This is a genomic window from Cohaesibacter marisflavi, assembly GCF_963665895.2.
GTDB classification, from domain to species: domain Bacteria; phylum Pseudomonadota; class Alphaproteobacteria; order Rhizobiales; family Cohaesibacteraceae; genus Cohaesibacter; species Cohaesibacter marisflavi.
Genome location: NZ_OY762534.1, coordinates 1,563,691 through 1,590,041 on the forward strand (window position 1 = coordinate 1,563,691; position 26,351 = coordinate 1,590,041).

At 53.5% G+C, this 26,351-nt stretch carries 32 protein-coding genes; 4 read left to right on the forward strand and 28 right to left on the reverse strand.

Features of this window, described 5'->3' with window-relative positions; genetic code table 11:
• Positions 1–147 precede the first annotated feature (147 nt).
• From ACKPCT_RS08200 to nifH, 20 genes are all read right to left on the reverse strand, one after another.
• Positions 148–1,044 (reverse strand): LysR family transcriptional regulator, encoded by an 897-nt coding sequence (locus tag ACKPCT_RS08200; protein WP_090068522.1) that lies wholly within the window; start codon positions 1,042–1,044, stop codon positions 148–150.
• A 96-nt stretch (positions 1,045–1,140) separates the two neighbouring features.
• Entirely contained in the window at positions 1,141–2,007 is an 867-nt protein-coding gene (gene nifM, locus ACKPCT_RS08205; protein ID WP_319568923.1) for a nitrogen fixation protein NifM, read from the reverse strand.
• Complete coding sequence (locus ACKPCT_RS08210; protein ID WP_319568924.1) at positions 2,004–2,495, reverse strand: nitrogen fixation protein NifZ; 492 nt, start codon at positions 2,493–2,495, stop codon at positions 2,004–2,006. Before ACKPCT_RS08210 ends, nifM begins: the two co-directional genes overlap by 4 nt.
• 1 nt (position 2,496) lies before the next feature.
• Positions 2,497–2,811, reverse strand: coding sequence for a nitrogenase-stabilizing/protective protein NifW (gene nifW / locus ACKPCT_RS08215; RefSeq protein WP_090068516.1), 315 nt, complete (start codon positions 2,809–2,811; stop codon positions 2,497–2,499).
• Positions 2,812–2,844: 33 nt separating this feature from the next.
• Positions 2,845–3,999, reverse strand: coding sequence for a homocitrate synthase (gene nifV / locus ACKPCT_RS08220; protein ID WP_319568925.1), 1,155 nt, complete (start codon positions 3,997–3,999; stop codon positions 2,845–2,847).
• A gap of 77 nt (positions 4,000–4,076) precedes the next feature.
• On the reverse strand, positions 4,077–4,400 hold the full coding sequence (locus tag ACKPCT_RS08225) for a HesB/IscA family protein (RefSeq protein ID WP_319568926.1): 324 nt from the start codon (positions 4,398–4,400) through the stop codon (positions 4,077–4,079).
• 226 nt (positions 4,401–4,626) lie between these two features.
• Positions 4,627–4,971 carry a ferredoxin III, nif-specific gene (gene fdxB / locus ACKPCT_RS08230; RefSeq protein ID WP_090068510.1) on the reverse strand — a complete coding sequence of 115 codons (345 nt, stop codon included), beginning with the start codon at positions 4,969–4,971 and terminating at the stop codon, positions 4,627–4,629.
• A gap of 14 nt (positions 4,972–4,985) precedes the next feature.
• Positions 4,986–5,198, reverse strand: a complete 213-nt coding sequence (locus tag ACKPCT_RS08235) for a CCE_0567 family metalloprotein (RefSeq protein ID WP_319568927.1) — start codon at positions 5,196–5,198, stop codon at positions 4,986–4,988.
• 54 nt (positions 5,199–5,252) lie between these two features.
• The gene (locus tag ACKPCT_RS08240) at positions 5,253–5,729 is read right to left on the reverse strand and encodes a NifX-associated nitrogen fixation protein (protein WP_090068506.1); all 477 of its coding nucleotides are present in this window, start codon (positions 5,727–5,729) and stop codon (positions 5,253–5,255) included.
• A 7-nt stretch (positions 5,730–5,736) separates the two neighbouring features.
• Positions 5,737–6,231, reverse strand: a complete 495-nt coding sequence (locus tag ACKPCT_RS08245; RefSeq protein ID WP_210186625.1) for a NifB/NifX family molybdenum-iron cluster-binding protein — start codon at positions 6,229–6,231, stop codon at positions 5,737–5,739.
• Positions 6,185–7,603: a nitrogenase iron-molybdenum cofactor biosynthesis protein NifN gene (gene nifN / locus ACKPCT_RS08250; RefSeq protein ID WP_319568928.1), complete on the reverse strand. Its 1,419-nt coding sequence runs from the start codon at positions 7,601–7,603 to the stop codon at positions 6,185–6,187. The genes ACKPCT_RS08245 and nifN overlap by 47 nt, the downstream gene beginning before the upstream one ends.
• A gap of 5 nt (positions 7,604–7,608) precedes the next feature.
• Entirely contained in the window at positions 7,609–9,012 is a 1,404-nt protein-coding gene (gene nifE / locus ACKPCT_RS08255; RefSeq protein WP_319568929.1) for a nitrogenase iron-molybdenum cofactor biosynthesis protein NifE, read from the reverse strand.
• A 130-nt stretch (positions 9,013–9,142) separates the two neighbouring features.
• Positions 9,143–10,159: a hypothetical protein gene (locus ACKPCT_RS08260; RefSeq protein ID WP_319568930.1), complete on the reverse strand. Its 1,017-nt coding sequence runs from the start codon at positions 10,157–10,159 to the stop codon at positions 9,143–9,145.
• Complete coding sequence (locus ACKPCT_RS08265) at positions 10,156–10,428, reverse strand: DUF6129 family protein (RefSeq protein WP_090068497.1); 273 nt, start codon at positions 10,426–10,428, stop codon at positions 10,156–10,158. Before ACKPCT_RS08265 ends, ACKPCT_RS08260 begins: the two co-directional genes overlap by 4 nt.
• Positions 10,425–11,126 (reverse strand): nitrogen fixation protein NifX, encoded by a 702-nt coding sequence (gene nifX / locus ACKPCT_RS08270; protein ID WP_319568931.1) that lies wholly within the window; start codon positions 11,124–11,126, stop codon positions 10,425–10,427. Before nifX ends, ACKPCT_RS08265 begins: the two co-directional genes overlap by 4 nt.
• Positions 11,127–11,230: 104 nt before the next feature.
• The gene (locus tag ACKPCT_RS08275; RefSeq protein ID WP_090068493.1) at positions 11,231–11,428 is read right to left on the reverse strand and encodes a 4Fe-4S binding protein; all 198 of its coding nucleotides are present in this window, start codon (positions 11,426–11,428) and stop codon (positions 11,231–11,233) included.
• Positions 11,429–11,470: 42 nt separating this feature from the next.
• Positions 11,471–11,683, reverse strand: coding sequence for a putative nitrogen fixation protein NifT (gene nifT, locus ACKPCT_RS08280; RefSeq protein ID WP_090068491.1), 213 nt, complete (start codon positions 11,681–11,683; stop codon positions 11,471–11,473).
• A gap of 81 nt (positions 11,684–11,764) precedes the next feature.
• Complete coding sequence (gene nifK / locus ACKPCT_RS08285) at positions 11,765–13,336, reverse strand: nitrogenase molybdenum-iron protein subunit beta (RefSeq protein WP_319516622.1); 1,572 nt, start codon at positions 13,334–13,336, stop codon at positions 11,765–11,767.
• A gap of 72 nt (positions 13,337–13,408) precedes the next feature.
• The gene (gene nifD / locus ACKPCT_RS08290) at positions 13,409–14,881 is read right to left on the reverse strand and encodes a nitrogenase molybdenum-iron protein alpha chain (RefSeq protein WP_090068487.1); all 1,473 of its coding nucleotides are present in this window, start codon (positions 14,879–14,881) and stop codon (positions 13,409–13,411) included.
• Between the two features lie 78 nt (positions 14,882–14,959).
• The gene (nifH, locus tag ACKPCT_RS08295) at positions 14,960–15,838 is read right to left on the reverse strand and encodes a nitrogenase iron protein (protein ID WP_319568932.1); all 879 of its coding nucleotides are present in this window, start codon (positions 15,836–15,838) and stop codon (positions 14,960–14,962) included.
• Between the two features lie 443 nt (positions 15,839–16,281).
• Between nifH and ACKPCT_RS08300 the strand changes: the two genes are divergently transcribed.
• Both ACKPCT_RS08300 and ACKPCT_RS08305 read left to right on the forward strand, forming a co-directional pair.
• A complete protein-coding gene (locus ACKPCT_RS08300) occupies positions 16,282–17,145 on the forward strand; it encodes an SIR2 family protein (protein WP_090068483.1) in 864 nt (287 codons plus the stop codon).
• Between the two features lie 32 nt (positions 17,146–17,177).
• Positions 17,178–17,591: a bacteriohemerythrin gene (locus tag ACKPCT_RS08305; protein ID WP_175527886.1), complete on the forward strand. Its 414-nt coding sequence runs from the start codon at positions 17,178–17,180 to the stop codon at positions 17,589–17,591.
• A gap of 23 nt (positions 17,592–17,614) precedes the next feature.
• On the opposite strand, the gene ACKPCT_RS08310 is transcribed toward ACKPCT_RS08305, so the two are convergent.
• The 8 genes from ACKPCT_RS08310 to ACKPCT_RS08345 all read right to left on the reverse strand — a co-directional run bounded on the left by ACKPCT_RS08310 (position 17,615) and on the right by ACKPCT_RS08345 (position 24,879).
• On the reverse strand, positions 17,615–18,223 hold the full coding sequence (locus tag ACKPCT_RS08310) for a nitrogen fixation protein NifQ (RefSeq protein WP_319568933.1): 609 nt from the start codon (positions 18,221–18,223) through the stop codon (positions 17,615–17,617).
• Positions 18,220–18,579, reverse strand: a complete 360-nt coding sequence (locus ACKPCT_RS08315; RefSeq protein ID WP_319568934.1) for a 2Fe-2S iron-sulfur cluster-binding protein — start codon at positions 18,577–18,579, stop codon at positions 18,220–18,222. Before ACKPCT_RS08315 ends, ACKPCT_RS08310 begins: the two co-directional genes overlap by 4 nt.
• 90 nt (positions 18,580–18,669) lie before the next feature.
• Positions 18,670–18,960 carry a 2Fe-2S iron-sulfur cluster-binding protein gene (locus ACKPCT_RS08320; protein WP_319568935.1) on the reverse strand — a complete coding sequence of 97 codons (291 nt, stop codon included), beginning with the start codon at positions 18,958–18,960 and terminating at the stop codon, positions 18,670–18,672.
• Between the two features lie 25 nt (positions 18,961–18,985).
• The gene (locus ACKPCT_RS08325; protein ID WP_319568936.1) at positions 18,986–20,254 is read right to left on the reverse strand and encodes an FprA family A-type flavoprotein; all 1,269 of its coding nucleotides are present in this window, start codon (positions 20,252–20,254) and stop codon (positions 18,986–18,988) included.
• A 4-nt stretch (positions 20,255–20,258) separates the two neighbouring features.
• Entirely contained in the window at positions 20,259–20,534 is a 276-nt protein-coding gene (locus tag ACKPCT_RS08330; RefSeq protein WP_319568937.1) for a 4Fe-4S binding protein, read from the reverse strand.
• A gap of 9 nt (positions 20,535–20,543) precedes the next feature.
• A complete protein-coding gene (gene nifB / locus ACKPCT_RS08335; RefSeq protein WP_319568938.1) occupies positions 20,544–22,127 on the reverse strand; it encodes a nitrogenase cofactor biosynthesis protein NifB in 1,584 nt (527 codons plus the stop codon).
• A gap of 258 nt (positions 22,128–22,385) precedes the next feature.
• On the reverse strand, positions 22,386–24,023 hold the full coding sequence (gene nifA / locus ACKPCT_RS08340) for a nif-specific transcriptional activator NifA (RefSeq protein ID WP_319516613.1): 1,638 nt from the start codon (positions 24,021–24,023) through the stop codon (positions 22,386–22,388).
• Positions 24,024–24,048: 25 nt separating this feature from the next.
• Complete coding sequence (locus tag ACKPCT_RS08345; protein ID WP_175527884.1) at positions 24,049–24,879, reverse strand: ATP-binding protein; 831 nt, start codon at positions 24,877–24,879, stop codon at positions 24,049–24,051.
• 301 nt (positions 24,880–25,180) lie between these two features.
• Between ACKPCT_RS08345 and rsxA the strand changes: the two genes are divergently transcribed.
• Together rsxA and ACKPCT_RS08355 are read left to right on the forward strand one after the other, a co-directional pair.
• Positions 25,181–25,762 carry an electron transport complex subunit RsxA gene (gene rsxA / locus ACKPCT_RS08350; protein WP_090068463.1) on the forward strand — a complete coding sequence of 194 codons (582 nt, stop codon included), beginning with the start codon at positions 25,181–25,183 and terminating at the stop codon, positions 25,760–25,762.
• 49 nt (positions 25,763–25,811) lie between these two features.
• Positions 25,812–26,348, forward strand: coding sequence for an RnfABCDGE type electron transport complex subunit B (locus ACKPCT_RS08355; RefSeq protein WP_319568939.1), 537 nt, complete (start codon positions 25,812–25,814; stop codon positions 26,346–26,348).
• Positions 26,349–26,351 lie beyond the last annotated feature (3 nt).

Consider the following 26,351-nt stretch of genomic DNA (forward strand, 5'->3'; position numbering starts at 1 on the left):
TTACTCACTCCTTGTTTTCGCTGCCGTCTGTTTTCTTATTTTGTTAGGCGGCTTGTTTCGTCTGAAGTGAATATGCTCATTTCCATCTAAGAATGAAATGGTAATTATATTGAATGACTATCTTGACTTTGTTCCTAATAAATGTTTTTAGAACGGGCTGTTGATCTTGATGTCTTCCAAGGCGAAATCGATGATCGCCCTGACCTTGCGCGGCAACACCGTTCCATCCAGATAAACGGCGCTCAATGGGGTCGAGAGCCCCTGATAATCACTCAGCAAAGGCACCAGCCGCCCTTCAGCCAGATCATCCGCAACGATAAAGCGCGGGCAATAGGCAATGGCGTCCCCTGCCACGGCCCAATCCCGAGCGACTTTGGCGCTGTTGACGACAAAACGGCGCTTGATGACAACGTCAATATTTTCTCCCTCCTTCACAAAAACCCATCGGGTCGGATCGCGCCGGTTGGCGTCCACCATACAGATATGGTCGAGTAGGTCTTGCGGTGTGGATGGTTCGCCATGCGTTTCCAAATAGTCAGGAGAGGCCACAATGGCTGAGCCCATATCTCCCAGTTTGCGCATTTTAAGTGAGGAGACACTGGGCGTGCCGATGCGAAAGGCCAAATCAATGCCATCGCGAGCAAGATCCACATAAGCGTCGCTGAGGCGCAGATCGATATTCATCTGCGGATGATTGCCGACGAAGCGGCGCAGCATATCGCCCACATAGATTTCGCCAAAGGAAACAGGAGCGGAAATGCGCACGAGGCCAGAGAGACCTTTGGATTCCTCACGCACTGAACCAATCAGATCGTCCAGTTCATCCAGCAAGGCCGGTGCTCTCGCCAACAGATCTTCCCCCACGGGTGTGAGGCCCACCTTCCGCGTGGTCCTTTGCAAGAGACGCGCACCGATCCGCGCCTCCAGTTCGGCGACATATTTTGACGTCAAGCGGTTGGATATGCCCATGCGCTCGGCAGCATCGGTGAAGGAACCGGTTTGCGCAGTGGCAACAAAGGCCTTGAGACCATCGACAAGATCCATGAGACACTCTCCTTTAAGAACAACATGGCGACAATAAAGCCACATAGTCGTTACAGCAAAGGAAATAATCTCTTTCTGTTTTTACAGATGTCGCCGCTAGCCGACCTTACGCTCGACGTTATTATCCTTGAGCAAGGAGGCAACAAAGGCCTTCTGCGCCTGAGTTTGACGCTTCTTGTCTATCGCGGCTTTAATTTTGGGAGCGGCTTCCTCGTAGCTCGCTTTTTGGGCTGGATAGATGGCTTCACAATAGAGGATATGGAACCCGGCTTCGCTTTCCAGAATGCCACTCGTTGTGTCTGCATCCATTGCAAACAGAGTTTGGTCCAGTTCAGCATAGAGCGTGTCTTTAACCACACGCCCCAGAGTGCCGCCATTCAGAGCGCTGGGACATTCGGAATAGCGCAAGGCAGCTTCGGCAAACCGCTCTTGGGTTCCATCCAGTTCCTCCAGCACGCCATTGATGCGCTCAAGAGAGGCATCGCGCCGGTTCTCCTCGATATCCTCATTGATCGTGATGAGGATATGACGGGCGTCACGTGTCTCACCGATTGAGAACCGTTCTGGATGAGCGTCATACCATGCTCGCACTTCGGCTTCTGTGGCATGCGGCACTTGCCAGGCCACTCTTTCAAGCGTTGCATCGGCTTTTAATTCGCGGGCCAAAGCCTGCTCTAGGCCAGATTGAGTTAAACCATTGAGGGTAAGGTCTGCGATGAAGTCTGTCTCAGCCTCATAACGCCCCTTTATGCTGGACATGGATTTTTGCAACAAGGAATCCGGAATGACGACATCGGCAGCGAGTGGACTGGATAGCACCAGTTGCTCCATCTGAAGGGCCCGCTCCACCTGTTGCTGAATGCGGTCTTGTGCGGTTTGGGGCAGCTCGTCAAAGCGGCATTGATGGGCCGCCAACGATGCCGTCATGCGGTGATAGGCCAGAAGCATTGCTTTCTCGCTCATGCGGTTGGCTCCAGTTCTTTTGCCATAGCCCTATCCAGCGCCATCTCCGGCACTTGCAGCGTGCGGCCGGGGAAACGCACATGATAGGCAACGGTGCCAAAAGTTTCGATGATGGCGTCATCCCGAATGACTTTGATGATCTCTCCTCCGTCGCCAACAGAGGCCACCACTTCGCCTGCAATGCCAAGCAAAACCTTTGCCTTGACCTTGTCACCAAATTCAAACCGGTTCGGCACCCATGGAGCGTCCGCAGGGATTAACTCTTTGTCACGGCAGCCTACGATCAGATCTTCCATCGTAAAGTGCACCGTATAAATCACCTGATCCTGTAGAAAGGTGCCCACATCCCGCACGATGCCGGTCGCCCCGCGACGAACCAGAAGCGTACCCTTATCCGAGCCAGGATGAGTGCCATCATTGCGCAGGTTGCGAATAACGCGCACTTCTGCGCCATAATCAAAACGTGGTGGTGGGAGTGTTTCCAGCATGTCAGCTCAACACGTCTTCGAGTGGAACGAAAGTCGGCTGGTTGGTTTTGAAAACCTTAAAAACCTTCTCGGTCAGCGCGTCCGACTGAACGAAATCCATGTAGGCTTTTTTCAGTTCACCGGTGTAGAAATCCCACCAAGACTGTCCGGCTACAGGCATGCGACTTTTCATTTCCAGATAATCGTGAAAGCGCTGCAAGATGTGCAAGCGATTGACCATGACCACTTTGGGATCATAATCAATCTCGAAATAGTCGAGAAATTCCTCTGCGCTTCCCAAGTCAGAGAGTTCTGCGTCCAGCTCTTCGTTTCGCATCGTCCGTTTCCTTTCCTGTACCGCTATGCCTGATCAATGGGCGATTTCACTTGCCATAATCTGTTGATGAAAAGTCATGAGGTCCTGACGGGCCGGGGTGCGCTTATAGGTTTCGGCAAAGGAGCGTACCTTCTCCAAAATGCTCTTAGCCTGACCGGTGGTTAGCGCTATGCCCATGGTGCCATAGATATGCAGCACTGCCTTGGTGCCAGAATGCTTGCCCAAGACCAGTTCATGCTGGCGTCCCAACCATTCAGGATCGAGCCCCTGATAGGTTTCCTTGTTCTTCACCAGCCCATCGACATGAATGCCACTTTCGTGGGTGAAGACACTGGCCCCCACAAGGCTTTTCTGATGAGGGACAGGACGTCCAGATGCCCGGGCCACCATCTGCGACAAGGCACTAAACTGGCGCTGATCCACACCGGTCTGTACGTGGTAAAGCCTATCGACCGCGGCTGCGAACTCCTCAAGCGAAGCATTGCCCGCCCGCTCACCCAAGCCATTGACCGTGGTGTTCACATGGGTTGCGCCCCCAACAACAGCAGCCAGAGAGTTCGCTGTCGCCAGACCATAGTCATCATGGGCATGCATTTCCAATTCAAGGTCGGAGTTGGACCGCAACTGACGAAAGATTTCAGCCGTACCGAAAGGCTCCATGATGCCGACTGTATCGGCAAATCGGAAGCGACGGGCGCCAGCTCTGGCAGCCGTTTCCATGGCCTCCAAGACAAAATCCAGATCTGCCCGTGAGGAATCCTCTCCTCCAACCATGACCTCGAAGCCAGCATCAAGCGCCTTGGGGACCATGGTTGCGATCTGCCTGAGCACATAGTCTCGCGATTGTCCGAGCTTGTGAAAAATCTGCCCATCGGACATGGGAATGGACAGATCAATCATGTCCACACCAAGATCGCGGGACGCATCCAGATCGAAGTCACACATGCGACACCAGACGATCAATCGCGCATTCAGCCCCTGCCCTGTAATCTGCCCGGCGATAGCGCGGATGGTTTCCTGCTCGTCGTCGCCCATGGCTGGAATCCCCACTTCCAGTTCGGGCACCCCGGCAGCCACAAGCTCCCGCGCAATGGCGCATTTCTCGGCGCGTGTGAAGGCAACGCCAGCGCTCTGTTCCCCATCACGCAGGGTCGTGTCATCAATTGTCACTTGCCTCAGCAAATTCATCCCGAACCACCCTTCCAGTCAAACGAGATTGATCCAAGCTTTCATGATCGGTGCGCGACGCCAGCACCAAACAGGCATCAGGCGGCGAAACTCTTGCCGCAGGCACACATTCCGGCGGTATTCGGATTATCGAAAGTGAAGCCTCCGCCTTTTTCAGTCTCGGCGAAGTCGATTGTGGTCCCGATAAGAACTTCTGCATTCTGCGGTACGACATAAAGCTTGAGCAGACCACACTCGACAATGTGGTCATCGGGCTCAGGATTTGAGACCAGCGCCAGACGATATTTCACACCGGCACAGCCAGCCATATCGGCTGCGATGCGCAGGCCTGTCAGCGGCTTGCCGGATTTTTCGATGAGGCCTTGCAGGGTTTCTTGTGCTTTGTCGGTGAGTGTCAACATGATAGTGCCTCTCAGCTCGGGTTCCATTTCTTATCAATGAAATTGCAAGAGCCGTGCCAGCAGCCATTCACTCTCCTATCTTATTGAATTATATCATTTTTACACAACACAACGACCTACATACATTGTCGCAAAACTGACAAACCACACCTGACACACAGTATTAAAATGACAATGCCGCCATGACGGCGGCATTGTTGTACCTATTGATTTATCGAAGAATCTATCAGGCGGCTTCTTTTGTCGTATGGGAAAAGCATCCTTTCGGACAGATTTTCGAACAAGCTTCGCAGCCTATGCAGTCCCCATTATTCTTCAACGACATGACCATGCTGGTATCATCGGAAAATCCATCATCATCGTCATCATCATCGCCGAACGGATCATCATCATCGAGATCCTCGTCTTCATCATCCAGATCGAGACTTTCCCGCTCCACCAGTTCGAACACATCCCTGGCGCACACTCTGTAGCAGCGGCCACACCCGATGCATTTCTTTGCATCGAGAGCCTTGACGAACTGGGGAGTCCATTCGGTGCCGTCCAGCGTCAATCCGACAATTGCAGTCATTTCTTGCTTTCCTCTCAAACTGTCGCCTGCGCGGCCTTGCTGGCAGCTTCGGCTTCTTCCCACGCCTTACAGGCGGCATATGTTTCTTCTGCCAACTGCGGTAATTCTTCGAATGCGGCGGGTAGTCGATCTTCAACCAGATCATGCAACGCCATCGCTTTCTCCGAAGCGATGCGTTTGGCTCTTCTGGCTGCTTTGGTCAGTGCTTTAAGCTCTGCTTCATCCATGGTCTGATCCCCTATTTGCTTCTGAATGCCCAGCGTTTTCTGACGGTCTGGACGTCACAGCTTGGCAACATCGCGATGGTCTTCGATAAGCGCCGACGCCTTCGTGATAATCTTTTCGGCCTCTTGCTGCATATGCTCGAGCGACTTGAAGCCGAAGCGGTGGACATCGCGCAAATTCTTGTCAAAGACGATCAGCTTGCCCACCGCGATAATCACCCGTCCGAACCCTTCATAGGTCAGATGAATGAGGGGAACGGCCATCAGGCCCGTTTTGGCTTCGATGCTGGTCGAAAGCGCGTTATACCAAGCCTTGATCCTGACAATGATGTCTTCGTCAGGGTCCCCGATCACGGGCACCTGCCGCTTGCGCTCTTTGGTCAGGATGTAGGGGTCGATGATTTCATGCGCACCCGATTTGTCCCATATACCGTAGGAATCCACGGCCCTGATCTGACGTACCATCTCCAAAATGAAAGGAGATACCAGTGCCGGATCATCCTGTTCGACTACCATGTGGTCCCAATCGCTCATATCGTCCTCATTCGCTCCAACCTTCGGTTTCCATGTCATCAAACCGGCGCGGGTCATCGCGCAGGCCCTTTACGCTTTCCAACGCACGCAGCACCCAGAATGCCGGGTCTCCCTTCAGCTCTTCTTGAAAGAGACCGAGCTGATGCTTGATCATTGTGCCGTCTTTCACCTTTATGGGCTGAACACCCGATTGCTTAAGTTGGGCAATGGCAGACGCTCCAACAGCCCGGCAATAAACCGCAGCCACCCCTTCGAGCGCCGCTATACGTGCCTGCAGCTTGTCTTCACTGCCATCCTTTGCGGCTTGCTCAAACGCGATGCTCTGATGAAAATGCGCCTCATCGCGGGTCACCAAATAGACTGCAAAGCTCTCGCAGGTTCCGAAATGCTGGTCCACGTGGTGTTGATCGCTGGTGGCGAAGGCGATTTTCAGTGCTCCGTCTTCAAATCCGTCATCAATGGTGCCATCCACCAAAGTGAGCATGCGGCTGATCTGGGCCATGGCTCTCCCCCTCCCTGTCCTGAACCTGTGCGTAGATGGATCTGTATGGCTCAACTGCGCCCTGTTCGGTTTCGATAAGCAAGTTTGCCAAATCAAACAGGGTCTGCTTTGATCCCTTGTAACCGACCCAGCAACGCGACGACGCGCCCATACGATCATATTGCGGGAAACCGGCTCTCAGCAGTGGCAGCCCCAGTCGTTCGGCACTGGCGGCACAATGAGCGTTTCCGATCAGCAGATCTGCACCGCCAGCCTGAGCAAATTTCTCTAGCTCCTGCAGATCTCCGATTTTGACCTCTTTGGCGAAGACTTGCTTGAGTAGAGCGGTATTGGAAGGCGCAACAGCGGCAACCAATTCACATCCCATACCCGCTAGAAGATCACTAAAGGCCTTGAGCAAATCCGGATCGGCAGCCACAGCTGCCCGTCCCATCCCCAGATTGAAATGGGTATCCAGCATCGCGTCCTGCAATTGCTGGCGATGCCGTTCTATGCGTTTGGGCACTGGGCGACCTGTCAGGTCATGCAGTGTCAGAATGAAACGATCCATTGCTTCGAGCCCCATCAGATGGTCAAAGCGATGGTCCGGGACTCCCGTGCGTTCCAAAAGCAAATCAGCAGCGGGTGCCATGCTTGCGCCGATCACAATCGTTGCAGAAGCCTTGTGCAATATTTCAAAATCGCCGACACAGGTGCCACCCGTGGTCAGAGGATTGAAGTCCTTCTCATCCAGATGCCCATCAAGGCTAGTGGAAAGATCAGGCAGAACAATTGGCAACAGACCAAAAGCTTCCACCATATCCTTGATCTCGTCGATATCTGCCGGGGTCAGCGATGCATTGACTAGAATATTGACCTGTCGGTTGGATGGCACGCCGCCCTTTTTCTTCGCCTCAGGCACAAGGCGATTGATCATTTCATAAACGGCCTTGGCAAAACCGGCTTCAAGGGAGCCCACATAATCTGGGGTTTCAACCGGCACGACAGCGGTTTTGAAGCATTCGGGATGAGCTTTACGGAAGGTCGCCACGGCCCCGTTGACGTCGGCCCCCTGTGTTTCCGAGAGGCCGGTTGTCGGGATGCCGACAAGAGCTGGCTGAAATTTGTCATAGAGGGTCTTCAAGCCCTCGACCACATTCTCATCAGACCCCATAATGGTGCTGACCTGATCCATCGCCGTTGTCTGCAAGGCAACTGGTTCGCGAAAATGGCCGATCAGATAGATTTTGCCATAAGCGGTACAGCCTTGCGCGCCATGCAGCATGGCAATCGTGTCACGAATACCCAGAAAGGCAAGCGCCGCCCCTAGCGAGCTGCTGGCCTTGAGAGGGCTGACGGATAGAGCTTTATTGCGTTTGATGATATCTGCCATGTTGCTTACTCCGCCGCGGCCACATTGAGAGATTTCTGCCAAGGCGCAGGCGCGCGCACAGCTTGCCAGATGGGGCTATCCACCGCTTGCAGGATCTGCTCGGCAAAGGTGATCATGCCCTCATAGCCCGCATAGGCCAGTTCACGCTCCTGATTGATATGCAGGAAGGGAATCCGTGCCTTGAGGGCGGTATACATGTTGCGTCCACCAGCGATGAGGATATCTGTTCCAGTATCGTTGACCATGTCTATCAACGCCCGTGCGCCCTGGCTTTCGTCCAGCATGACGGTCTTGTCTCCCATCAGCTCGCGAATCTTGGCCTTATCCTGCTCGGTGGACTTGCGGGTCGATGTAGCCACCACATCCATGCCCAGGTCCTGAAGGGCCGAGATAATGGACCAGGCCTTCACGCCACCGGTATAGAGCAACACACGCTTGCCCTCGAGGCGCTCCTTAAAGGGGGCCAATCGTGCATATACGCTCGCCTCTTCGCGCTTGATCAGCGCTTCTGTGCGTTCTGTAAGGGATGGATCGTCGATCAGACGGGCAAAGTCTCTCAGCGCGATACCCATATCGCGAATGCCATAGAAACTCCCCTCAAACCATGGGGTGCCGAAGCCTTCCTTGAGCTTGCGGGCGACGTTGATCATGGCCTTGGAGCAGACCATCATATTGACTTCGGAGCGGTGCATGGTCTGCACTTCACGAAAGCGCGCATCCCCTGAAAGGGAACCGAGAATGCGCAGCCCCAATTCATCAAACAGTGGCTGCACATGCCACAATTCGCCCGCGATGTTATATTCACCGATCAGCGCTATATCATGGACGGTGATGCCTTCACGCTCGAGATGAGCGGGCACAGGATCCGGCTCTCGGGTTCCGATCACATGGCGCACCATTGTCTCGCCGGCAATGCGGTTGCCAAGGTTTTTCGTGCCATAGAAACCGGCAGCATCGACAGGCACAACCGGCACCCCCCAGCGCTGTTGTGCAGCCTTGCAGACAGCTCCGATATCATCACCGATAAGAGCAGGAACGCAGGTATTATAGACGAACACAGCTTCAGGATTTTGCTCATTGATGGCTTGTTTAATCGAATGGAACAGGCGCTTCTCGCCGCGTCCCATGATCACATCTTGCTCGGTGAGATCGGTGGTGAGGCCCAGCTTATAGAGCTTCGCACCGGAAGACCGGCTGCCCCGATTGTCCCAAGCACTGCCTGCGCAGGCGATGGAGCCATGAACGATATGAGCAACATCAGCGATGGGGAGCAGCGCGATCTGGGCGCCGTCAAAACAACAGCCACCAGCAGCAGCCCCCGGCTTTGGTCTGGCACAGCCGGATTTGGATTTGTGGTTATGTTCGCAGGCGGGCTCATCAAGCAGTTGAGCAATTTCACTTTGTTTCATTGGCCACAAACCTCACTAAAAGAAATATCTGCCTTTCTAACTAGCAAGGTCTGTGCCACACCCTAATATATTGAAATAGTTACAAAATATAGATTTACCCAATGTAGCAAAAGCGACAATTTGGCAGGTGTTACAACAATGTCGGCAAAGCGCCCGCCCCAAAAACATAAGGAAACCGAATCCAGTTCTCGAGCACTTCAAGGTCTTTGTCCGCCAGATAACGGTAATTGCGCTGATGGTCCATATAGACGGCTGTAGCGATCTGCGGCCATATCTTCTGTTCGACCAGCATGTTGAAATACCAGGCCATGGGGAAACCGGCATTCTTGTCATATTCCTTGAGGAAGTGCGACAGGTTGGTTCCGCTCATGTTGGCGACATTGTCGCTCGGCAACGGCAGTTTTTTAACGGGAACGGGCGTTGCTTCCGTTTTGCGCTCGCCAAAGCGATCCAGAAAAGGCAAGAGCTTGAGGACAAAGTGATCGGAAAATCGCTGCTTGCTGGAGGCTGTGGTTTTGCCCCACTCTTCCAGAAAACGGATATAGCGCAGATCAGACCCTTCCGAAGAAAGCTGGTTGCTCACAAGAGCCCTGATATCGGTGATGGAATGAAAGACATAGCGCGGTGGAGTAATCTCGGTAGGGGCGACACGGGCAGCAAAAGCCCCTTGCGGATCAAGCAGATCTTCCAGATCATCTGGCACCAGATCATTGACGAACAGGGGACGATCAATCACCTCCGTCATTTCTTCTACCTTAAGCTGAACAAAGTCGGCTGCCCCCTTGCCTGTTGGCGCCACAAAATAGTGGCATTTGCCGTCAAGACGTGTGGTGTAATAGTCCGCTCCGCCATATTGCTCATAAAGGGCAAACATATCGTGATCTGATTCCGCCTCGGCCCATTGCCTCAGATTGGTAGCGATGCGGTTGCCCTCATCGTCGACCAGCCCGCCCAGACGATACCAGCCACTAAGCGTTGTGCGATAGCGAAAGGAAAGATCAGGCAAAATGGTGCTGATGGCCTCGACCAGTGAAACATGATGGGTTCCGGGTTTGATCTTGCTGCAAATCTCCTTGAGCTGCGCAATCCGCGGTTCGAATTCCTTGACTGGCTCTGCCATGGTCTTTTCCAAAAGATCTTCCATCATTCCTCCCACTCTTCAACTTCTGCCACAACGATGCCCGTCGCAGTCTGCTCGGATGAAGTGAAGCTGATGCAGCCCTCTCCGCCCACGACCAGATAGAGATTGAATGTCTTGTGTTCTCTGATCGGCTGCGCTGTTGTGATGTCGTCATCCTGACAATAGGTGAAATGAACCTTGGGCCATTTGCTCCGCAGATAGGCGGAGATTTCCTCGCCAGGCCCCTGTGCAGAGACTTCCCCCGCGACATCATCAAGTAGCGCAGCGTCGATCATTCTTCCATTTCCTCCAGAAAAGGCGTAAGGCTTTTGGCCTCTTGTCCCATGACACGTGCCAGCCATGGTGGCGGATTTTCGGCCAAAACATGCTGCAGATCAGCCAGAATATCCCGCGCCTGCCTGCTGGCTGGCAATTTTATGGGATGGATACCAGCACGAACCACTTTGGCAGCAGCAGGGCCGCCGATGGAAATCACATAGAGAACTTCGCAATCAGCGATCAGAGAGGCGCGCCATTTGTTCTTGTCCTCGGCATCCTCTCCATCACGTGTAGAACGGATATCAATCAAACGGGCTTCCCGGCCCGAAACCTGATAGACCAGAAAACGGCGACAGGAACCAAAATGACCGTCCATTTCTTCAGCCGAATTGGACGCGCAGGCAACGCGTATGGAACCGGGCATATCGCCATCTTGGTAAAGATCGACAGACACATCCTCGGGCGTCTCCTCCACGCCATCTCCCTTGAGGATGCGCAGTGCCGCCTTGAGCTGATCGCCAGGTATCTTGATGAAGGCTTCCCCGCCGGCCTGACGAAAATGCTTCATTCCGAGATTGGCAAATTTCTCCTCAGTCATCGGCAAGCCGACCGCCGCACCAAGAATGGAAATCAGGGCACCGGCGTCAATGCCGGGCAAGTCATTTGCCGCAAGGCCAATGCGCAAGGCGATCTCGCGCGACAACGGGGCGGTCATGTTGGACCTCCGATCCAGATTCAAATGTGTTACACAAAAAAGGGACGCGAACTCAGTGAGGAACAACAGGCTGCAGGTGATGTTCGCGTCCCTCCCCTCGACGACTACTCAGCCGGAACGATGCAGTCTTCCTCAAAACAGCCTTCCATACACTGGGGGCTGTCATGAATGCCTTCGCATTCATTGCAGAGGGCGGGATCGATGTAATAGACACCTTTACGGGGGGAAATTGCATTAGACGGACAGGTTGATTCACAGTCGCCGCAAGCGGTGCAAACATCTGCATTGATCATCATTGCCATGGTCTATCTCCTTTCAGGCGAGACAAAGTCCGGTAGGAATGGCTAACCGCGCTTGAAGCGCAGTGTGGTCGGGAATTCGGGTGGCGGGGAAATCGGATCAATGAAGAACTTGTCTCCGTTGGAAAGCTCCACCGTACCGCCCCATGCTTCATCCGTGTTGGTCTCAACGGAAGCAATCACTTCCTCAAGGTCCTTCTTGGCCACATAGAACAGCAGATCACCCTTGTCGTTGTATCTGAGCATTACGTTTGGCATTTCGGTCTCCTTTTCACCCTGTGCGCCCTCCGCCACGCATAAGGTGACGGAGGGAACATGGATGCGATATGTGGCCGATGCTTAGCGCACCAGATCGTAGTTGAAGTCGGTAACACCCATTTCCATGGTGTCCTTGTCCAACTTTTCCAGAACGGCGTTGGTCAGCGTCGTCAGGATGGTCATTGCGCCCTCATAGCCCAGAGTGGTCGAGCGATGCAGGTGATGACGGTCAAAGATCGGGAAGCCGATACGTACCAGAGGCACCTGGAACTCCGGCCCCTTCTTCAGGGTGTCGCGTTCAATGAACTTGCCGTAGGAGTTGCCAATCATGAAGTCCGGCCGGTTGGTGAAGATCAGGGACCGCAAGTGCCACAGATCCTTGCCGTTATGCACTTCGCAATCCTTGCCATAAGGGCTGTCGGCCAACATCTTGTCCATGGCTTTCTTCCAGCGCTTGTTGGCGTGGTTGCAAAGGATGTGCGTTGGTTCGGCACCCAGCTCGAGCAAGAAGGCCGTCAGGCCCATGACAAAGTCTGCATCTCCCCAGATGGCGTATTTCTTGCCATGGAGCCAGGCGTGACTGTCGGTCATCATGTCGACAAGGCGACCGCGTTCGATTTCCAGAGAAGCCGGAATGTCCTTGCCGGAAATCTCGGCAACCTTCATCAGGAAGTCATCGGTTCCCTTAAGCCCCATCGGAATGTTGATGGCAGGGGTTTCATGCTTCCATGTGTTCTTGGTGTATTTGCGGGTCTTGACCAGCTGCCATGGCTGCAACAGCAACGTATCCTTGGCATTTGGTGCGTCTTTCACCTCATCCTGCGTGGTGCCGCCTGAATACATGCGGTATTTGCCATCAGCAGGCGTATCCAGCACTTCGGAAGGATCACAGAGCAGCGAATAGTCGACGCCCATTTCCTTCATGTAGCGATGCAGCACACGGTAGTTGCCAAGATAGGTTTCAAAGCCCGGCACAATGTTGATTTTGCCGTTCGAGCCAACTTCCTTGTCTTCCATGCTATTAAGCGTGAAATAGCGGATGGTGCCTTCGAACATATTGTCCCAACCAGTGGTGTGGGAGCCAACAAAGCTTGGCGTATGGGCGAACGGAACCGGGAAGTCTTCCGGAATATGCCCTTCCTTGCGGGAGTTGCCGATGAAGGCGTTGAGGTCATCACCGATCACCTCGGCCATGCAGGTTGTGGAGACCATGATCATGTCTGGCTTATAAAGGGCACGGGCGTTCTCGAGCCCGTCGAACATATTTTTCTGGCCACCAAACACCGCCGCATCTTCGATCATGGAGTCGGAAACACAGGCGACCGGCTCCTTAAAATGGCGGTTGAAATAGGTGCGGAAGTAAGCCACACAGCCCTGAGACCCATGCACATAAGGCAAGGTATTTTCGAAGCCGAGCGAACAAAGCACAGCGCCAAGTGGCTGACAGGCTTTGGCCGGGTTGATGGTGAGAGCTTCTCGGGAAAAGTTCAGCTCTTTATATTCTTCGGACGTGGTCCATTCGAAGATTTCGTCAACTTTGGACGGCTCATGTTTCTCTTCGAACAGAGCCCGTTTGTCACCCAGAGATTTCTCATACTCCTCTTCCTTGAAGAGAGGATAGCTGGGTTTGATATTATCAACGACTTGGTTCATTTGGTCCTCCTTCGCGCCACCAATCTGTGAACTCACGAAGTGTTGGAGAGAAGTGATGTCTCTGGTGCCGGATCATTCCGCAGCAATCGCGGTTTCATCGCCCATGCGCTTCCATGGTGGGGTCATGCTGTCCCAGCAAGGATTGTTGAGAGTCATGTCCATGTCGCGAGCAAAGATCGCAAAGCCGTCATAGCCATGATATGGGCCGGAATAGTCCCATGAATGCATCTGGCGGAATGGGATACCCATCTTCTGGAAGATGTATTTTTCCTTGATGCCCGAGCCGATGAGATCCGGCTTGACGCGCTTGACGAATTCTTCGAATTCATAGCCCGTTACGTCATCATAGATGAGGGTTGCGTTGCCCACTTCGGCGATGGTGCGATCATAGTCGTCATTATGAGCGAATTCGTAACCCGTGCCGACAACTTCCATACCCAGATCTTCGTAGGCACCGATGATATGGCGTGGACGCAAACCACCGACATAAAGCATGACGCGCTTGCCTTCCAGACGCGGACGATATTTGTCGACCACAGCTTGCCATTGCGGCTTGTATTTCTCGATGACCTTCTCTGCACCTTCCTTGATCTTGTCATCAAACTGGGCGGCAATCGCGCGCAGGGATTCTTCGATTTTGGTTGGGCCAAAGAAGTTATATTCCATCCAGGGCACGCCAAACTTCTCTTCCATATAACGGGAGATGTAGTTCATGGAGCGGTAGCAGTGCAGCAGGTTCAGCTTGGCCTTCGGCGTATTTTCCATTTCCGCCAGTGTGCCATCGCCTGACCATTGAGCAATCACGCGCAGGCCCATTTCTTCAAGCAGAATACGCGAAGCCCATGCGTCGCCACCAATGTTGTAGTCGCCAATGATAGTGACGTCGTAATCGGTGGATTCAAATTCCTTGCCGGTTGCCGGATCTATGACCCAGTCACGGATGGCGTCGTTGGCAATATGGTGCCCGAGAGACTGAGAAACACCGCGGAAGCCTTCGCACCGTACCGGCACGATTGTCTTGTTCAGTTCCTTGCCCTTCTGCTTGGCGACGGCTTCAATATCATCACCGATCAAGCCAATCGGGCATTCGGACTGGATGGACAGACCTTTGGCCAGCGGGAACAGCATGTTGATTTCATCAACGATCTTGTTCAGCTTTTTGTCGCCGCCGAAAACAATATCCTTCTCCTGAAAGTCGGAGGTGAAATTAATTGTTCCGAACGTATCGACGCCAGTGTTTCCGACATAATAGTTTCGGCGCCCAGCGCGGGAATATTGGCCGCAGCCAACAGGGCCATGAGACAGATGGATCATGTCCTTGACCGGCCCCCAAACCACGCCCTTGGACCCAGCATAGGCACAGCCACGGATGGTCATGACACCGGGAAGGGATTTACGGTTGGAGGTAATGCATTTGCTCGACTTCTCGATCTCCTGATCGTTGATCGTCAAATGCTTGGCGCGGTCCTTTTGCGCTTTCTCGGGGTAGACTTCGAGCACCTCTTGAATGAGGGCTTCGGTCTGTTCTCTTGTCATTTCAGACATATTCATTTTCCCGTTCTAAGGTGGGAGCTCATGCGCCCCACACCTTGATCAACAGTTCAAAGTGAATGCTTACAAGGCTCAGGCCACAGCGCTGTCGGCAGTTTTCCCAACGATGCTCTCGTCTTCGACTTCCATGATGCCGAATTCCATCAGCAGATCTTCCAGATCATCCATGGAAATTGGTTCCGGAATGACAAAGCGATCATTGTCGATGATCTTTTGAGCCAGATCGCGATATTCTTGAGCCTGCTTGGCTTTCGGATCATATTCGATCACGGTCATGCGACGGATTTCAGCGTGCTGCACAACGTTGTCGCGCGGGACGAAATGGATCATCCGGGTCCCTAGCTTTGCAGCCAGAGCTTCGATCAGTTCGTCTTCGCGGTCGGTGTTACGGGAGTTGCAAATGAGGCCAGCAAGACGCACGCTACCGGAATTGGCGTATTTCACGATGCCTTTGGAAATGTTGTTGGCGGCATACATGGCCATCATCTCACCGGAGCAGACGATATAGATTTCCTGCGCCTTGTTTTCACGAATTGGCATGGCGAACCCGCCGCAAACCACGTCCCCGAGCACGTCATAGAAGACGAAGTCCATATCTTCTTCATAGGCCCCTTCTTCCTCAAGGAAGTTGATGGCCGTAATAACACCGCGCCCAGCGCACCCAACGCCAGGTTCTGGGCCACCGGATTCAACGCACTTGATGTCGCCGAAACCGACCTTCAGAACATCATCCAGTTCCAGATCTTCGACAGACCCTGCTTCCGCAGCCAGGTGCATAATGGTGGTCTGGGCTTTTGCATGCAGAATAAGGCGCGTGGAGTCTGCTTTTGGGTCGCAGCCGACGATCATGACTTTTTTGCCAAGCTCTGCGAGGCCAGCAACGAGGTTCTGCGTGGTGGTGGACTTACCGATGCCCCCCTTGCCGTAAATTGCGCATTGACGAAGTGCCATAGGTCTTCTCCTTGAGGCTTGTTGAGTTCCGTGGGTTCCGCAAACAAACGGGTTCACGAAACGGTGTCTGCCAAAGGGAATTGCAAGGGGTGTGCCAGTTCTGAAAAGTTTGGTTAACCCGTTGTTTTTTCAATGTTATATTTTTTAATTCAGCAAAATTCGAGCGTTGGAAGAGTGACATTGAAAAAGGGGAATTGTCGCAATGGCGACATGATGTCGTGTGTCTTTGTCAGATCTGCGCGACAAAGCCGTCACTGCTACAGCCGCTGCCTAATCAGGCGACAATTGGACCAGTCTCTCCTATTGTCTGTCGCAAATACGACAAAATCCCAAAACAGGATTATCACGATAATTCAATATCTTATCTATAATTTATAATATGGTTCGTTTTTTGCTTGCCTATCCATCAAGACAAATTGGCACCAACGATTGGCAGGCATGAGATGACACAGGCAAGCATCGAGCAAATTATGGACAAGATCCGCAGTGGTGAGGTCGTCCCCTATCTCGGACCGGGCGTGCTGTTTGATGCGTGCAATCGATCGAGCGGTGAACCAATGCCCGCCGATAGCGACAGCCTTATCCTTGCCATGAACAAGGGACGCCCGATGGCGCCCAAACTGATGTATGAGTTCCCGCGCGCTGCAATGAATCTCGAACTCAAACGCGGGCGTCGCTTCATCGAGCAGTTTCTCACACGTCTATATAAGGCAGAGGACTGGAGCCGTGCGGCGCTGCATGACTGGATCAAGTCTGTGGCCCCACCTTATGTCATCGACATCAACCGCGACTTGCAGCTCCAACAGAGCTATTCTGGCACGCCGCACTATCTCGTGCGTGGGCTAGCCCGTATCGGAGGAACAGATTACAGGTTCACGATCAACCGTTATGATGGCGAGCGCTATGTTCCCATTGGCCCTGAAGAGCTAAAGGACGATCTACCGATCCTTTTCAAGCCACTCGGTTCGCCTGAGCCGACCGCCAGCTTTATCGCTTCTGACGCTGATTTTGTCGACTATCTGACAGAGCTGATGGGCGGGTTCGGTGTGCCATCATTCCTGAAGAGCTATCGCAAAGAAAAGCAATATCTGTTTCTGGGCATGCGGTTTGTGCGCGATACGGAGCGCATGGTCATGTCAGACATCACCTATGATGCAGCATCTCCAGCTGGTTGGGCACTTATAAAACAACCGACTCCCAAGGAAATCCGCTATTGCAACAAGAAAAACATAGAGATTATCGAAATGGATGTTTCTGACTTTCTGGAGAAAACAGCTATTCCCGTTTCGTCGCACGCTATGCTATAACTGTAGAAATTCTAATGTGTGGGGGCACAAGGATGACATTAATCGAGTGGGAAGAAGGTCGGCATCTAGTTGGTGTTGACGAAATGGACTCTGTCCATCAGGAATTTACTCTGATTGTAAACAGGCTGGGTGAAACGCAAGACCCATCCATATTCAAGTCCTTGTTCATACAGCTTCTGGAACATACGCAAGAGCATTTCGCCCTTGAAGACCAACTCATGGAAGAAACAGGCTTCAGAGGGTTTGAAGACCATCGCGAAGAGCATGAGCGTGTTCTCAAGCAGATGAACTATATCAATGAAAAGGTACAAGCCGGCAATCTCGACTTCGGTCGGGCCTTTGTCGAGGATCTGCCACGCTGGTTCGATCTGCATGCCGACACGATGGACAATGCCCTGGCTGTCCATTTGAAGGCAGCTCCAGAAGCGGACAGTTTCGCGGTCTAACAGAATGCCTAGCAAGCCTATGTTCAGGCGCCCTCTGGAGCAAAACAGACATCATATTCACTGCATGTTTCGCAACTGGGAGACCGACAGAGAATAAAGCCCTCTTTGGCGCAAAGCTGACGATAGAAGAATTTTTTCCAGCGCATATTGTTGATGTTTTGCTCGGCGAGCGGACGAAAATTATACAGTAGCATCTCGCCAAGGCTCTTGCGCGTAAACAATCCCAGATCAGACCAGAGATGGTCCGAGCCCATGCAGCCGGTCGCAACGATCTGGGCAATCCATAGTTCCTCATCGCTCCGATGGCTGCGATGGTCGAGCAACAGAGTTTTGACGTCCTCCAGTTCACTTGCGCGGTCCGGTTCAATGTCGCAGCGGGTTTGCAGTCCAGCATTTTTGAACTGGGCAAATGAGCCACTGATCATGGCCTTGAATGTCTCTTCATTTAGTCCCATGAAACGCGGTAGTGCGCCCTTGCCGCTCATCCAACTGGCGAGCATTTGCGCAAGGAAGGGATCATTGCCCTTCCCGCTGGCGCAAGACATCAAGCGCTCGTAGAGCGCCTGATGATCGAGACTGGCTTTGGTAGTCTCGACGATATTCAGCCCGTCATCTCTTGCGATATACATCATGCGCTCTCGTAAGTGATGCGGATATCTTCATCACGCACAATCATCTGACAAGCCAGACGCCAGTCGCTTGGCATATCGTTCACAATGACTTTTTCAAGCTCGTCTCTGCTCAGTTTGCCCAGCTCCTGCAGGACATTCTTCTCCTTGTCCGTCATATGAACGCCCATATGGGTCGGGCCGCCATCGATATCGCTGACCTTGATGACACAGGAGCCGCACTCCCCGTCGCCGCAATCGAAATGGATGGGAACCTTGTATTCTTTGGCCAACTCCAACACGGTCTTCTTATGGCTGCCGGCAGGCGCGTAAATTTCCATTTCATCAAATTCTGGATGCTGAAATATGATCTTTGGCATTCTACTTGGTCCTTCCTTGGTCGAGTAAAAAGGCAAGCTGTTTTTGATATGGTTATCATGCAGCTTGCAGTCTGCCTTGATCCGTTCGGCTCAGGCTGGCTTGATCTTGACTTCGCCTTCACCGATGATCTGGGCCTGACAGGCGCAACGCATGTCCTTGCCCGCCATATTTTCCTTGAGCACCTTGTCTTCCAACACAGTCGGCTCGGACAGATTTTCCATGCCGTCTTCCACTTTCATCAGGCAAGTGCCGCAATCGCCCTCGCGACAGCCATAGATGATGCCCGCCCCCACTTTCTCGGATACTTCGATAACGCGCGTTCCCGCAGGAACATTGACGGACACATCGATATCCGCGAATGTCAGTTTTCCTTTTGCCATGATTGTCTCCTTGGTCCTTTACTAGTCAGAGTTCGGCAAAGTCGATGACTTTGGGCCTTGCCTTACCAGCCAGAAGCTCGGCGATTGCCTGTCCATATTGGCGACAATCGTCCAGCTCCTGTTCTGTTGGGTGAAACTTGATGCGCTTGCCCTTTTCCGGAACACGCATCTTGAGGCCTCGCAGGCGATCTTCGATCATTGGAACGGCTTCGCCCGACCAGCCAAACGAACCAAAGGCCGCCCCGACCTTGCCCCGTGTGTCAATCGCAACGAGCGAAGCCAGCAGATCCCAGATGGGCTTGACCGCATCACCATTAATGGTTGGCGAGCCAAAGATCATGCCATCGGCACCCTCGATCAGATCGACGAAGGGTTCGACCTCTCCGCCTTGCAAATCATAAAGAGAGACCCGCACCCCTTCGATGCTGCTGGCACCTTCATAAACCGAGCGCGCCATATCGGCCGTGGCGCCATAGGCGCTCATATAGAAGATCAGCAGACTCTTCTCTCTGGCGGATAGCTCGTTAGGCAAATGGGACCCGGAAAGCGTTCGATAGCTTTTGACATAGTCCATCGGGCGCTCTCGCAAGATCGGCCCATGTGAAGGAGCAATCATCAATGGGGCCAATGGCTCGATCTTGTCCATGGCCTGCAACACCCATTTCTTGAAGGGTCGCATGATATGCTTGAAGTAATATTCAAAGGAAAAGCGGAAATCTCCGACCAGATCGTTATAGAGCCGCTCATCACAGAAATGCGCGCCGAACACATCACATGAGAATAGAATTCTGTCCTCGACCAGAAAGCTGCATTTGGTTTCAGGCCAATGCAGATAAGGTGTCAGCACAAATTTTACGGTGCGTCCGCCAAGATCCAGCGTGTCACCGTCGTCGGTGAGCGTATAGTGATAGTTGGGCAGCTCATCCTTCAGCGTTGCCTGTAGCAGCTTGAGCCCGCGTTGCGAGACATAGATATGAGCATGCGGCGCACGACGCATCAACTCGGGCAACGCGCCTGCATGATCAAGCTCGAGATGATTGAGCACCACTGCCGTGATCGCATCATAGGTCGTTACGGCTTCAAGGCGCGCAAAGAATTGCTCGGCGAACGCCTCCTTCACCGTATCGATGATGGCCACCCCTTCAGCCCCTTGAATGGCATAGGCGTTGTAAGTGGTGCCGTTGGCAGTCTTGAGGATCAGATCGAAGGTGCGCAGATCAGGATCGAACGCCCCGATCCAGTTCACCCCTGGAGCAATCTCTTCTGGTGGCTTGCTTGCGAAGGTGGAGGACATGGGCTTACAGAATCCCTTCTGCCACGAGTTGCGCGACACGCTCCGGCGGGATGCCTGTCAGGCTGCCAGCCGGGTTCACTGCCTCGCCGAATTCATCAAGGATTGCACCCTCAACCGGACAAATGCTGCCGCACTGGGCGTGGGCATAGTCACCTTCACAATGGTTGCAAGCCTTGGGGTTGATGATAAACTGACTGAGCCCGACGCTGATCGCCTCTGACGGACAAATATCCATGCAGGCATGACAATTGACGCAAAGGTTCGTGATTTCATATGACATGATATACCCCTATGCGCTGATGGTTTTTGAACAATCTGGCCCGAGGGCACCGGAAGTGTGCATCTCTTTGTAAACGGCCATCAAAGCGGGAACGATCGGTTCATCGGCATGTTCGCCATTGGGGATGATCCCTGCGCTTTCCAGCTGGTCCCATGGCTTGAAGCCAACTTTGGAACAGAGCACCACTTCGCAGCCCTTGAGCATCTCGATGGTTTCAGGCAAGGCCGCATCGCCCTCTCCGCAATTGACAGGACCGGTGCAATATTGCGCCGTCTTGCGATGACCTATCAGACGAGCGCCTTTTGGCGAGACTTCATAGATCATGAATTCTCTAGCCGAGCCGAAATGCTGATTGATCAGCCCCTGCCCACTGCTGGCCACCGCCATTTGCACGGACCTTAAGTCGCTCGGCAAGGTGCCTTGTTCGGCACGATCGACAACGGCACCAGAGGCAACCGACGCCAGCGGGGCCTGTTGCTCCATCGTCAGGCCATTGACGGTGAAGAGTGTTTTGCCATTGGCTGCTTTGAGCTGTTCCTTTAGGCTGGATTGCCGCGCCTTCTGGCGCTGCCGCTCAGCCTCTATATCAGCCTGCACCTTAGCCCGCTTTGCCATTGCCGCAGCATAATCGACATCAAGCGCGTCAATCTTGTCGAGTGTGAATTCCTCGCCACGATCCTCACCAAGCAGACCGACAGCATCGGCGCGACATTGACGACAGTGACGCATCATGTTCATGTCACCGCACGCATCTTGCAGTTCGGTCAACTCCCGCTGGGTTGGGGCACGTTGGCCCATCACGCCATAATAGGTGCCATGCTCCGGTTCAGTGATGAGCGGCATGACATTATGCAGGAAGGCACCTTTGGCCTTGATGACGCGACTGACCTCTTTGAGATGCGCATCATTGACGCCGGGAATGAGCACCGAATTGACCTTGACCAGCACCCCGCGCTCGATAAGCATCTCAAGACCCTTCTGCTGGCGCTCGATCAGGATCTTGGCAGCTTTAACCCCGCGCATACGGCGGTTGTTCCAATAGATCCAAGGATAGATTTGGGCTCCGATTTCAGGATCGACCGCATTTATGGTTATGGTCACATGATCAACATTATATTGCAGCAATTCATCCACGCAGTCCGGCAGCGACAGGCCATTGGTCGAGACACAAAGCTTTATGTCCGGCGCCTGTTCACTCAGCATGCGGAAAGTCTCGAAGGTGCGCGCCGGATTGGCGAGCGGGTCACCGGGACCAGCAACGCCCAAAACCGTCATCTGCGGGATGGAGGCGGCCACCGCCAAGGTTTTCCGGACGGCCTGTTCCGGCGTCAAAAGCTCTGAGACAACACCGGGGCGGCTCTCGTTGGCGCAGTCATATTTGCGATTGCAATAGTTGCACTGAATGTTACATGCGGGAGCAACAGCCACATGCATGCGCGCATAGTGATGGTGCGCCTCTTCGGAATAGCAGGGATGGTTCTTGACGCGCTCTCGAATGGCGTCGGGCATCTTATCCAAATGGTCGTTGGAGCTGCCACAGGAAGTTTGTGTACATCCGGTTTGTTTGTCCGCCTGCGTCATTCCATCCAGCATGGGTCCCGATCCTTTCTTCAGCATTGGTCCATAGTTGAAGAAAGATTTGCAAAGGCTGTGCCAGACGCATAATTTTTACTATGTCATTGAAATATATAATTTTTCAGGACGGAATAGGATTTTTTGTTTTGTCGCAGTTCCGACAATCACGCGTCAGGCGTGGGGCGGTTTTTGTGGCATACCGACCAATCCCTTACTCTATCTGTCTGTAGGAGAAAGCCCGGAGGCTCACTATGAAAGCAGGAGAAGGTATCCCGGTCAGATGCGTCTGACCGAGATTCCGAGTATCTTGATGCGGTAGGCAATCTGGCGCGGTGTCATGTCCAGCAGGCGCGCGGCCTTGGCCTGCACCCAGCCAGCCTCTTCCAGAGCAGCGATCACCCGCTCGCGTTCATCCAGCTCTTCATTCTGCCAGGCCTTCTCCGCCGATGTCGTTTCTTCGGCGGCAGGGGTTTTCAAGACCGGCGGCAAAGGTTGAGCCGGTACACCGACAAGTGTCTTTTCCGGCAGGCCGGAGAGAGAAACCACATCGCGATCAATGATTCCATTTGGGCTCATCACCGAGGCACGTTCCAGGCAGTTTTCCAGCTCACGCACATTGCCGGGCCAACTGTGTCGCATGAGAAGACGCACAGCGCTATCCTTGAGCGAAAGTGGCCGACCTTGCTGCTGGCTGATCTTGCCAATCAGGAATCGCGCCAGTTCTGGAATGTCATCCATACGATCCTTGAGAGATGGCATCTGAATGGCCATCACATTGAGGCGATAATAAAGGTCTTCGCGGAAGTCTCCCGCTTCCACGGCAGCTTCCAGATCCTTGTTGGTGGCCGCGATGATGCGCACATCCACCTTGTGGGTCTTGTTGCCACCGACGCGCTCGAATTCGCCCTCCTGCAACACACGCAGAAGCTTGGATTGGAAGGCGGGCGTGATTTCGCCGATTTCGTCGAGAAAGAGCGTTCCACCATCAGCCTGTTCAAAGCGGCCCTTGCGCATGGAGGTCGCGCCGGTAAAGGCTCCCTTCTCGTGACCGAATAGTTCCGACTCCAGCAGATTGTCCGGCAATGCGGCGCAGTTGAGCTTGAGGTAAGGTTCATTGGCGCGCGGCGAATTGTAATGGATGGCGTTGGCAATCAATTCCTTGCCGGTGCCACTCTCGCCGCGGATCAACACAGTGGTGTTCCATTTGGCGACCATGCGCACCTGATCGAACACCAGCCGCATGGCCTCGGTTTCTCCGATGATATTTTCAAACCCATGCTGACGCTTGACCCGCCGACGCAGGCTGTCGCGTTCTTCGCGCAGTTTTTCCTGCTCTTCCTGCACCGAGCTGGACAGCAAGATTGCCTGCCCGATGAGCGAAGCGATCATCTGCATCAGTTTGGCATTGTCTTCGAGAAACTTGTCCGCATAGTTCGGTTGCGCGGCGAACACGCCGACGGGATCATTCGAGCCCAGAAAGATGGGCGCACCGATAAAGGGCCGGCGCGGATCATAGACACCGAGACGATCCAGAAAGCGCGGTTCTTCGGCGATGCGTGGCACAACGATCAATTTCTTTTCGCTCAAGATGGAACCGACAATACCCTCTCCGGGCAAATAGCTGACATTCTTGGTAAAGGTGGCTTCGTCCTGATGAATGTCGATGATCCGTAGCAGTCCGCTTTCCTTGTCGAGCAGACAGATCATGCCATAATGCAATCGCCCTTCTTCATGCAGCAGTCGCAGCACTTCTCGTGCCGTATCATGCAAATTGAGGGAACGGCCCAGCAATTGGCTTACTTTGTATAGGGTTTCCAGTTCTCTTCGATAGAAAGCACAAAAGACGGGCTTTGGGCATAAACCATCTTCGTGATTGATGACTTCATCCGACGTCGTTGGACACTGAATGCTCATGATGCTCGCAATCTTCTAGGGAGGACTAACAGGCAGGCAGGCTGACACAGAGGGTGGAGCCGCGCACGTTGCTCTCCCGGATCTCGATGTCACCATGCAGGTCTGCCACGATCTGTCTGGCAATAGCCAAGCCCAAACCGGCATGGTGAGGGCCTGACTGCCAAGCGGTATAAAATGGCTCGAAGACCTTTGTTCTGGCGGCCCGGTCGATACCGGGGCCGGAATCCTGAATACTGACTTCAACCATTCTATCGGCACCAACGCGCGATATGACGCTAACCGAGCGGGCGGTCGCGCCATTCTCCCCTATGGCGTTGATGGCATTGTCGAGCAACATCCGGAGCAGAACGCGAATGATGACTTCATCACTATAGATCATCGGCAGTTCCGGACTGGCTCGCCAGTCGACCTCAATGCCGCTGGCATCGATCCGGTCGGCTGAAATAATGAGGCAATCCCTTATCGCTTCGTTCATATTGACTGGCGTATGCGGGACATTTTTATCGTTGGGTAGTGAAAGCCTTAAGGTCCGCGCAGCTTCTTGACCGGAATCAAGAGCCTCATCCAGAGCGCAGCCCATAGGCATGCAGCCAGGCGCTTTTGTGCTACACCCCGTGCGTTGCAGATTGTTGGAAAGGGCCGTCATGACATTAAGCGGCTTTTGCAGCAAATAGAGTGCCCCGTCGATCACCTCGCGGGTGCGATACTCCATCTCTGTTTCAGCCATTCTGGCCCGCACCGCATTCAAACGAGCTTTCTCATATTCCTGTTTCTGGAACTCCACCAGCTGGCAGCGCGCGGCGCATTCAACGGTGTAGAAAGGTGCGTGAGCACGATTTGCGAGTTGTTCTGTCATGGCGGCCTGTCGCTTCCGTATCAAATCCATACAAAAGAATGATGCAACAAGCGTGCCGAATGTAATTTGGCGGGTTAGAGCCGTTTTGCGCGGCTTGGTTGTCGTCTTTGCGACAATACAGCGCGTCACTCGCGCAATTTTGTAGCAAATGCATCAGAATTGACCGGGCTGCCCCCCGCAGCTGGCACCGGCAGAAATCAGCCCGTTTTGCACCATTGGACGGGCCAACCTGCCGGTTTGGCATAGTTGATGCAATCTCTCCGTCAAACCCTTTTTCAACCAAGGCGAATGGATTGACCGCATGGAACATACACTGCTGATCCTTCTGGAAACGGCGCTGGTCAACAATGTAGTGCTGGTCAAGTTTCTGGGCCTGTGCCCCTTCATGGGCGTGTCAAACAAATTGTCCGCGGCACTCGGCATGGGCTTTGCCACCACGTTTGTGCTGACGCTGGCCGCAACGGCTGCGTGGGTTGTCGAAACGCTGATCCTTGAGCCTCTGGGGCTTCAATATCTACGCATATTGACCCTGATTTTGCTAATCGCAGCCATTGTGCAATTTACGGAAATGGCCATTCACAAATTCTCACCGGTCTTGCATCAACGGCTTGGTATCTTCTTGCCGTTGATTACCACCAACTGCGCGGTGCTTGGCGTGGCGCTACTCAATATTCAGGAAGACCATACCTTCTTTGAGAGCGTTCTGTTTGGGTTGGGATCGGCTCTCGGTTTTTCTCTGGTTCTCATCCTGTTTTCCGGACTGCGGGAACGCATCAAGCTGGCCGATGTTCCGACCCTATTCAAGGGCACCCCGATTGCCTTTCTAACTGCAGGCTTTCTTTCCTTGTCCTTCATGGGCTTTGCGGGACTGGTATCTCACTAGCAACCGATCATTCATGCGCACAGAATGTAGCACTTAAGAGGATTTGACGATGTTGGCAGCGATAGGCGCTCTTTTGGCTTTGGGTTTGCTTATTGGCGGCGGTCTGGGATTGGCTGCGTATTATTTACGCGTGGAAGGCAATCCGATCGCCGGAGAGATCGAAGATATGCTGCCAGGATCCAATTGCGGCCAATGCGGATTTCTTGGTTGTGCTGACGCCGCCAACGCACTGGCCGACCACAAAGCCGAAGTAACCCTTTGCCCACCCGGCGGCAGGGATCTGGCCACGGCTTTAGCAGATAAACTGGGCGTTGAGGCTGATCTTTCCAGTATGAAAGACACCGGCCCAATGATCGCTTTTGTCTTTGAAGATCTCTGCATCGGATGCACCAAATGCTCCAAGCGCTGCCCGACCGATGCCATCGTGGGAGCCTCCAAGCAGATTCACGGCGTCGTCGATGATGCCTGCACTGGCTGCGAGAAATGTGCAGATGTCTGCCCCACCGGGGCGATTGCAATGCGCAAGGAAAGCACCACCGTTCAAACCTGGCACTGGCCCAAACCAGAGCTTGCTCTGGCGAGTTAATGG

What these genes read in the sequence shown, in the direction of transcription:
- ACKPCT_RS08200 (WP_090068522.1), bottom strand. Translation starts at nt 1,044, where the DNA reads ATGGATCTTGTCGATGGTCTCAAGGCCTTTGTTGCCACTGCGCAAACC.
- nifM (WP_319568923.1), bottom strand. Translation starts at nt 2,007, where the DNA reads ATGAGCGAGAAAGCAATGCTTCTGGCCTATCACCGCATGACGGCATCG.
- ACKPCT_RS08210 (WP_319568924.1), bottom strand. Translation starts at nt 2,495, where the DNA reads ATGCTGGAAACACTCCCACCACCACGTTTTGATTATGGCGCAGAAGTG.
- nifW (WP_090068516.1), bottom strand. Translation starts at nt 2,811, where the DNA reads ATGCGAAACGAAGAGCTGGACGCAGAACTCTCTGACTTGGGAAGCGCA.
- nifV (WP_319568925.1), bottom strand. Translation starts at nt 3,999, where the DNA reads ATGAATTTGCTGAGGCAAGTGACAATTGATGACACGACCCTGCGTGAT.
- ACKPCT_RS08225 (WP_319568926.1), bottom strand. Translation starts at nt 4,400, where the DNA reads ATGTTGACACTCACCGACAAAGCACAAGAAACCCTGCAAGGCCTCATC.
- fdxB (WP_090068510.1), bottom strand. Translation starts at nt 4,971, where the DNA reads ATGACTGCAATTGTCGGATTGACGCTGGACGGCACCGAATGGACTCCC.
- ACKPCT_RS08235 (WP_319568927.1), bottom strand. Translation starts at nt 5,198, where the DNA reads ATGGATGAAGCAGAGCTTAAAGCACTGACCAAAGCAGCCAGAAGAGCC.
- ACKPCT_RS08240 (WP_090068506.1), bottom strand. Translation starts at nt 5,729, where the DNA reads ATGAGCGATTGGGACCACATGGTAGTCGAACAGGATGATCCGGCACTG.
- ACKPCT_RS08245 (WP_210186625.1), bottom strand. Translation starts at nt 6,231, where the DNA reads ATGGCCCAGATCAGCCGCATGCTCACTTTGGTGGATGGCACCATTGAT.
- nifN (WP_319568928.1), bottom strand. Translation starts at nt 7,603, where the DNA reads ATGGCAGATATCATCAAACGCAATAAAGCTCTATCCGTCAGCCCTCTC.
- nifE (WP_319568929.1), bottom strand. Translation starts at nt 9,012, where the DNA reads ATGAAACAAAGTGAAATTGCTCAACTGCTTGATGAGCCCGCCTGCGAA.
- ACKPCT_RS08260 (WP_319568930.1), bottom strand. Translation starts at nt 10,159, where the DNA reads ATGATGGAAGATCTTTTGGAAAAGACCATGGCAGAGCCAGTCAAGGAA.
- ACKPCT_RS08265 (WP_090068497.1), bottom strand. Translation starts at nt 10,428, where the DNA reads ATGATCGACGCTGCGCTACTTGATGATGTCGCGGGGGAAGTCTCTGCA.
- nifX (WP_319568931.1), bottom strand. Translation starts at nt 11,126, where the DNA reads ATGACCGCCCCGTTGTCGCGCGAGATCGCCTTGCGCATTGGCCTTGCG.
- ACKPCT_RS08275 (WP_090068493.1), bottom strand. Translation starts at nt 11,428, where the DNA reads ATGGCAATGATGATCAATGCAGATGTTTGCACCGCTTGCGGCGACTGT.
- nifT (WP_090068491.1), bottom strand. Translation starts at nt 11,683, where the DNA reads ATGCCAAACGTAATGCTCAGATACAACGACAAGGGTGATCTGCTGTTC.
- nifK (WP_319516622.1), bottom strand. Translation starts at nt 13,336, where the DNA reads ATGAACCAAGTCGTTGATAATATCAAACCCAGCTATCCTCTCTTCAAG.
- nifD (WP_090068487.1), bottom strand. Translation starts at nt 14,881, where the DNA reads ATGTCTGAAATGACAAGAGAACAGACCGAAGCCCTCATTCAAGAGGTG.
- nifH (WP_319568932.1), bottom strand. Translation starts at nt 15,838, where the DNA reads ATGGCACTTCGTCAATGCGCAATTTACGGCAAGGGGGGCATCGGTAAG.
- ACKPCT_RS08300 (WP_090068483.1), top strand. Translation starts at nt 16,282, where the DNA reads ATGACACAGGCAAGCATCGAGCAAATTATGGACAAGATCCGCAGTGGT.
- ACKPCT_RS08305 (WP_175527886.1), top strand. Translation starts at nt 17,178, where the DNA reads ATGACATTAATCGAGTGGGAAGAAGGTCGGCATCTAGTTGGTGTTGAC.
- ACKPCT_RS08310 (WP_319568933.1), bottom strand. Translation starts at nt 18,223, where the DNA reads ATGATGTATATCGCAAGAGATGACGGGCTGAATATCGTCGAGACTACC.
- ACKPCT_RS08315 (WP_319568934.1), bottom strand. Translation starts at nt 18,579, where the DNA reads ATGCCAAAGATCATATTTCAGCATCCAGAATTTGATGAAATGGAAATT.
- ACKPCT_RS08320 (WP_319568935.1), bottom strand. Translation starts at nt 18,960, where the DNA reads ATGGCAAAAGGAAAACTGACATTCGCGGATATCGATGTGTCCGTCAAT.
- ACKPCT_RS08325 (WP_319568936.1), bottom strand. Translation starts at nt 20,254, where the DNA reads ATGTCCTCCACCTTCGCAAGCAAGCCACCAGAAGAGATTGCTCCAGGG.
- ACKPCT_RS08330 (WP_319568937.1), bottom strand. Translation starts at nt 20,534, where the DNA reads ATGTCATATGAAATCACGAACCTTTGCGTCAATTGTCATGCCTGCATG.
- nifB (WP_319568938.1), bottom strand. Translation starts at nt 22,127, where the DNA reads ATGCTGGATGGAATGACGCAGGCGGACAAACAAACCGGATGTACACAA.
- nifA (WP_319516613.1), bottom strand. Translation starts at nt 24,023, where the DNA reads ATGAGCATTCAGTGTCCAACGACGTCGGATGAAGTCATCAATCACGAA.
- ACKPCT_RS08345 (WP_175527884.1), bottom strand. Translation starts at nt 24,879, where the DNA reads ATGACAGAACAACTCGCAAATCGTGCTCACGCACCTTTCTACACCGTT.
- rsxA (WP_090068463.1), top strand. Translation starts at nt 25,181, where the DNA reads ATGGAACATACACTGCTGATCCTTCTGGAAACGGCGCTGGTCAACAAT.
- ACKPCT_RS08355 (WP_319568939.1), top strand. Translation starts at nt 25,812, where the DNA reads ATGTTGGCAGCGATAGGCGCTCTTTTGGCTTTGGGTTTGCTTATTGGC.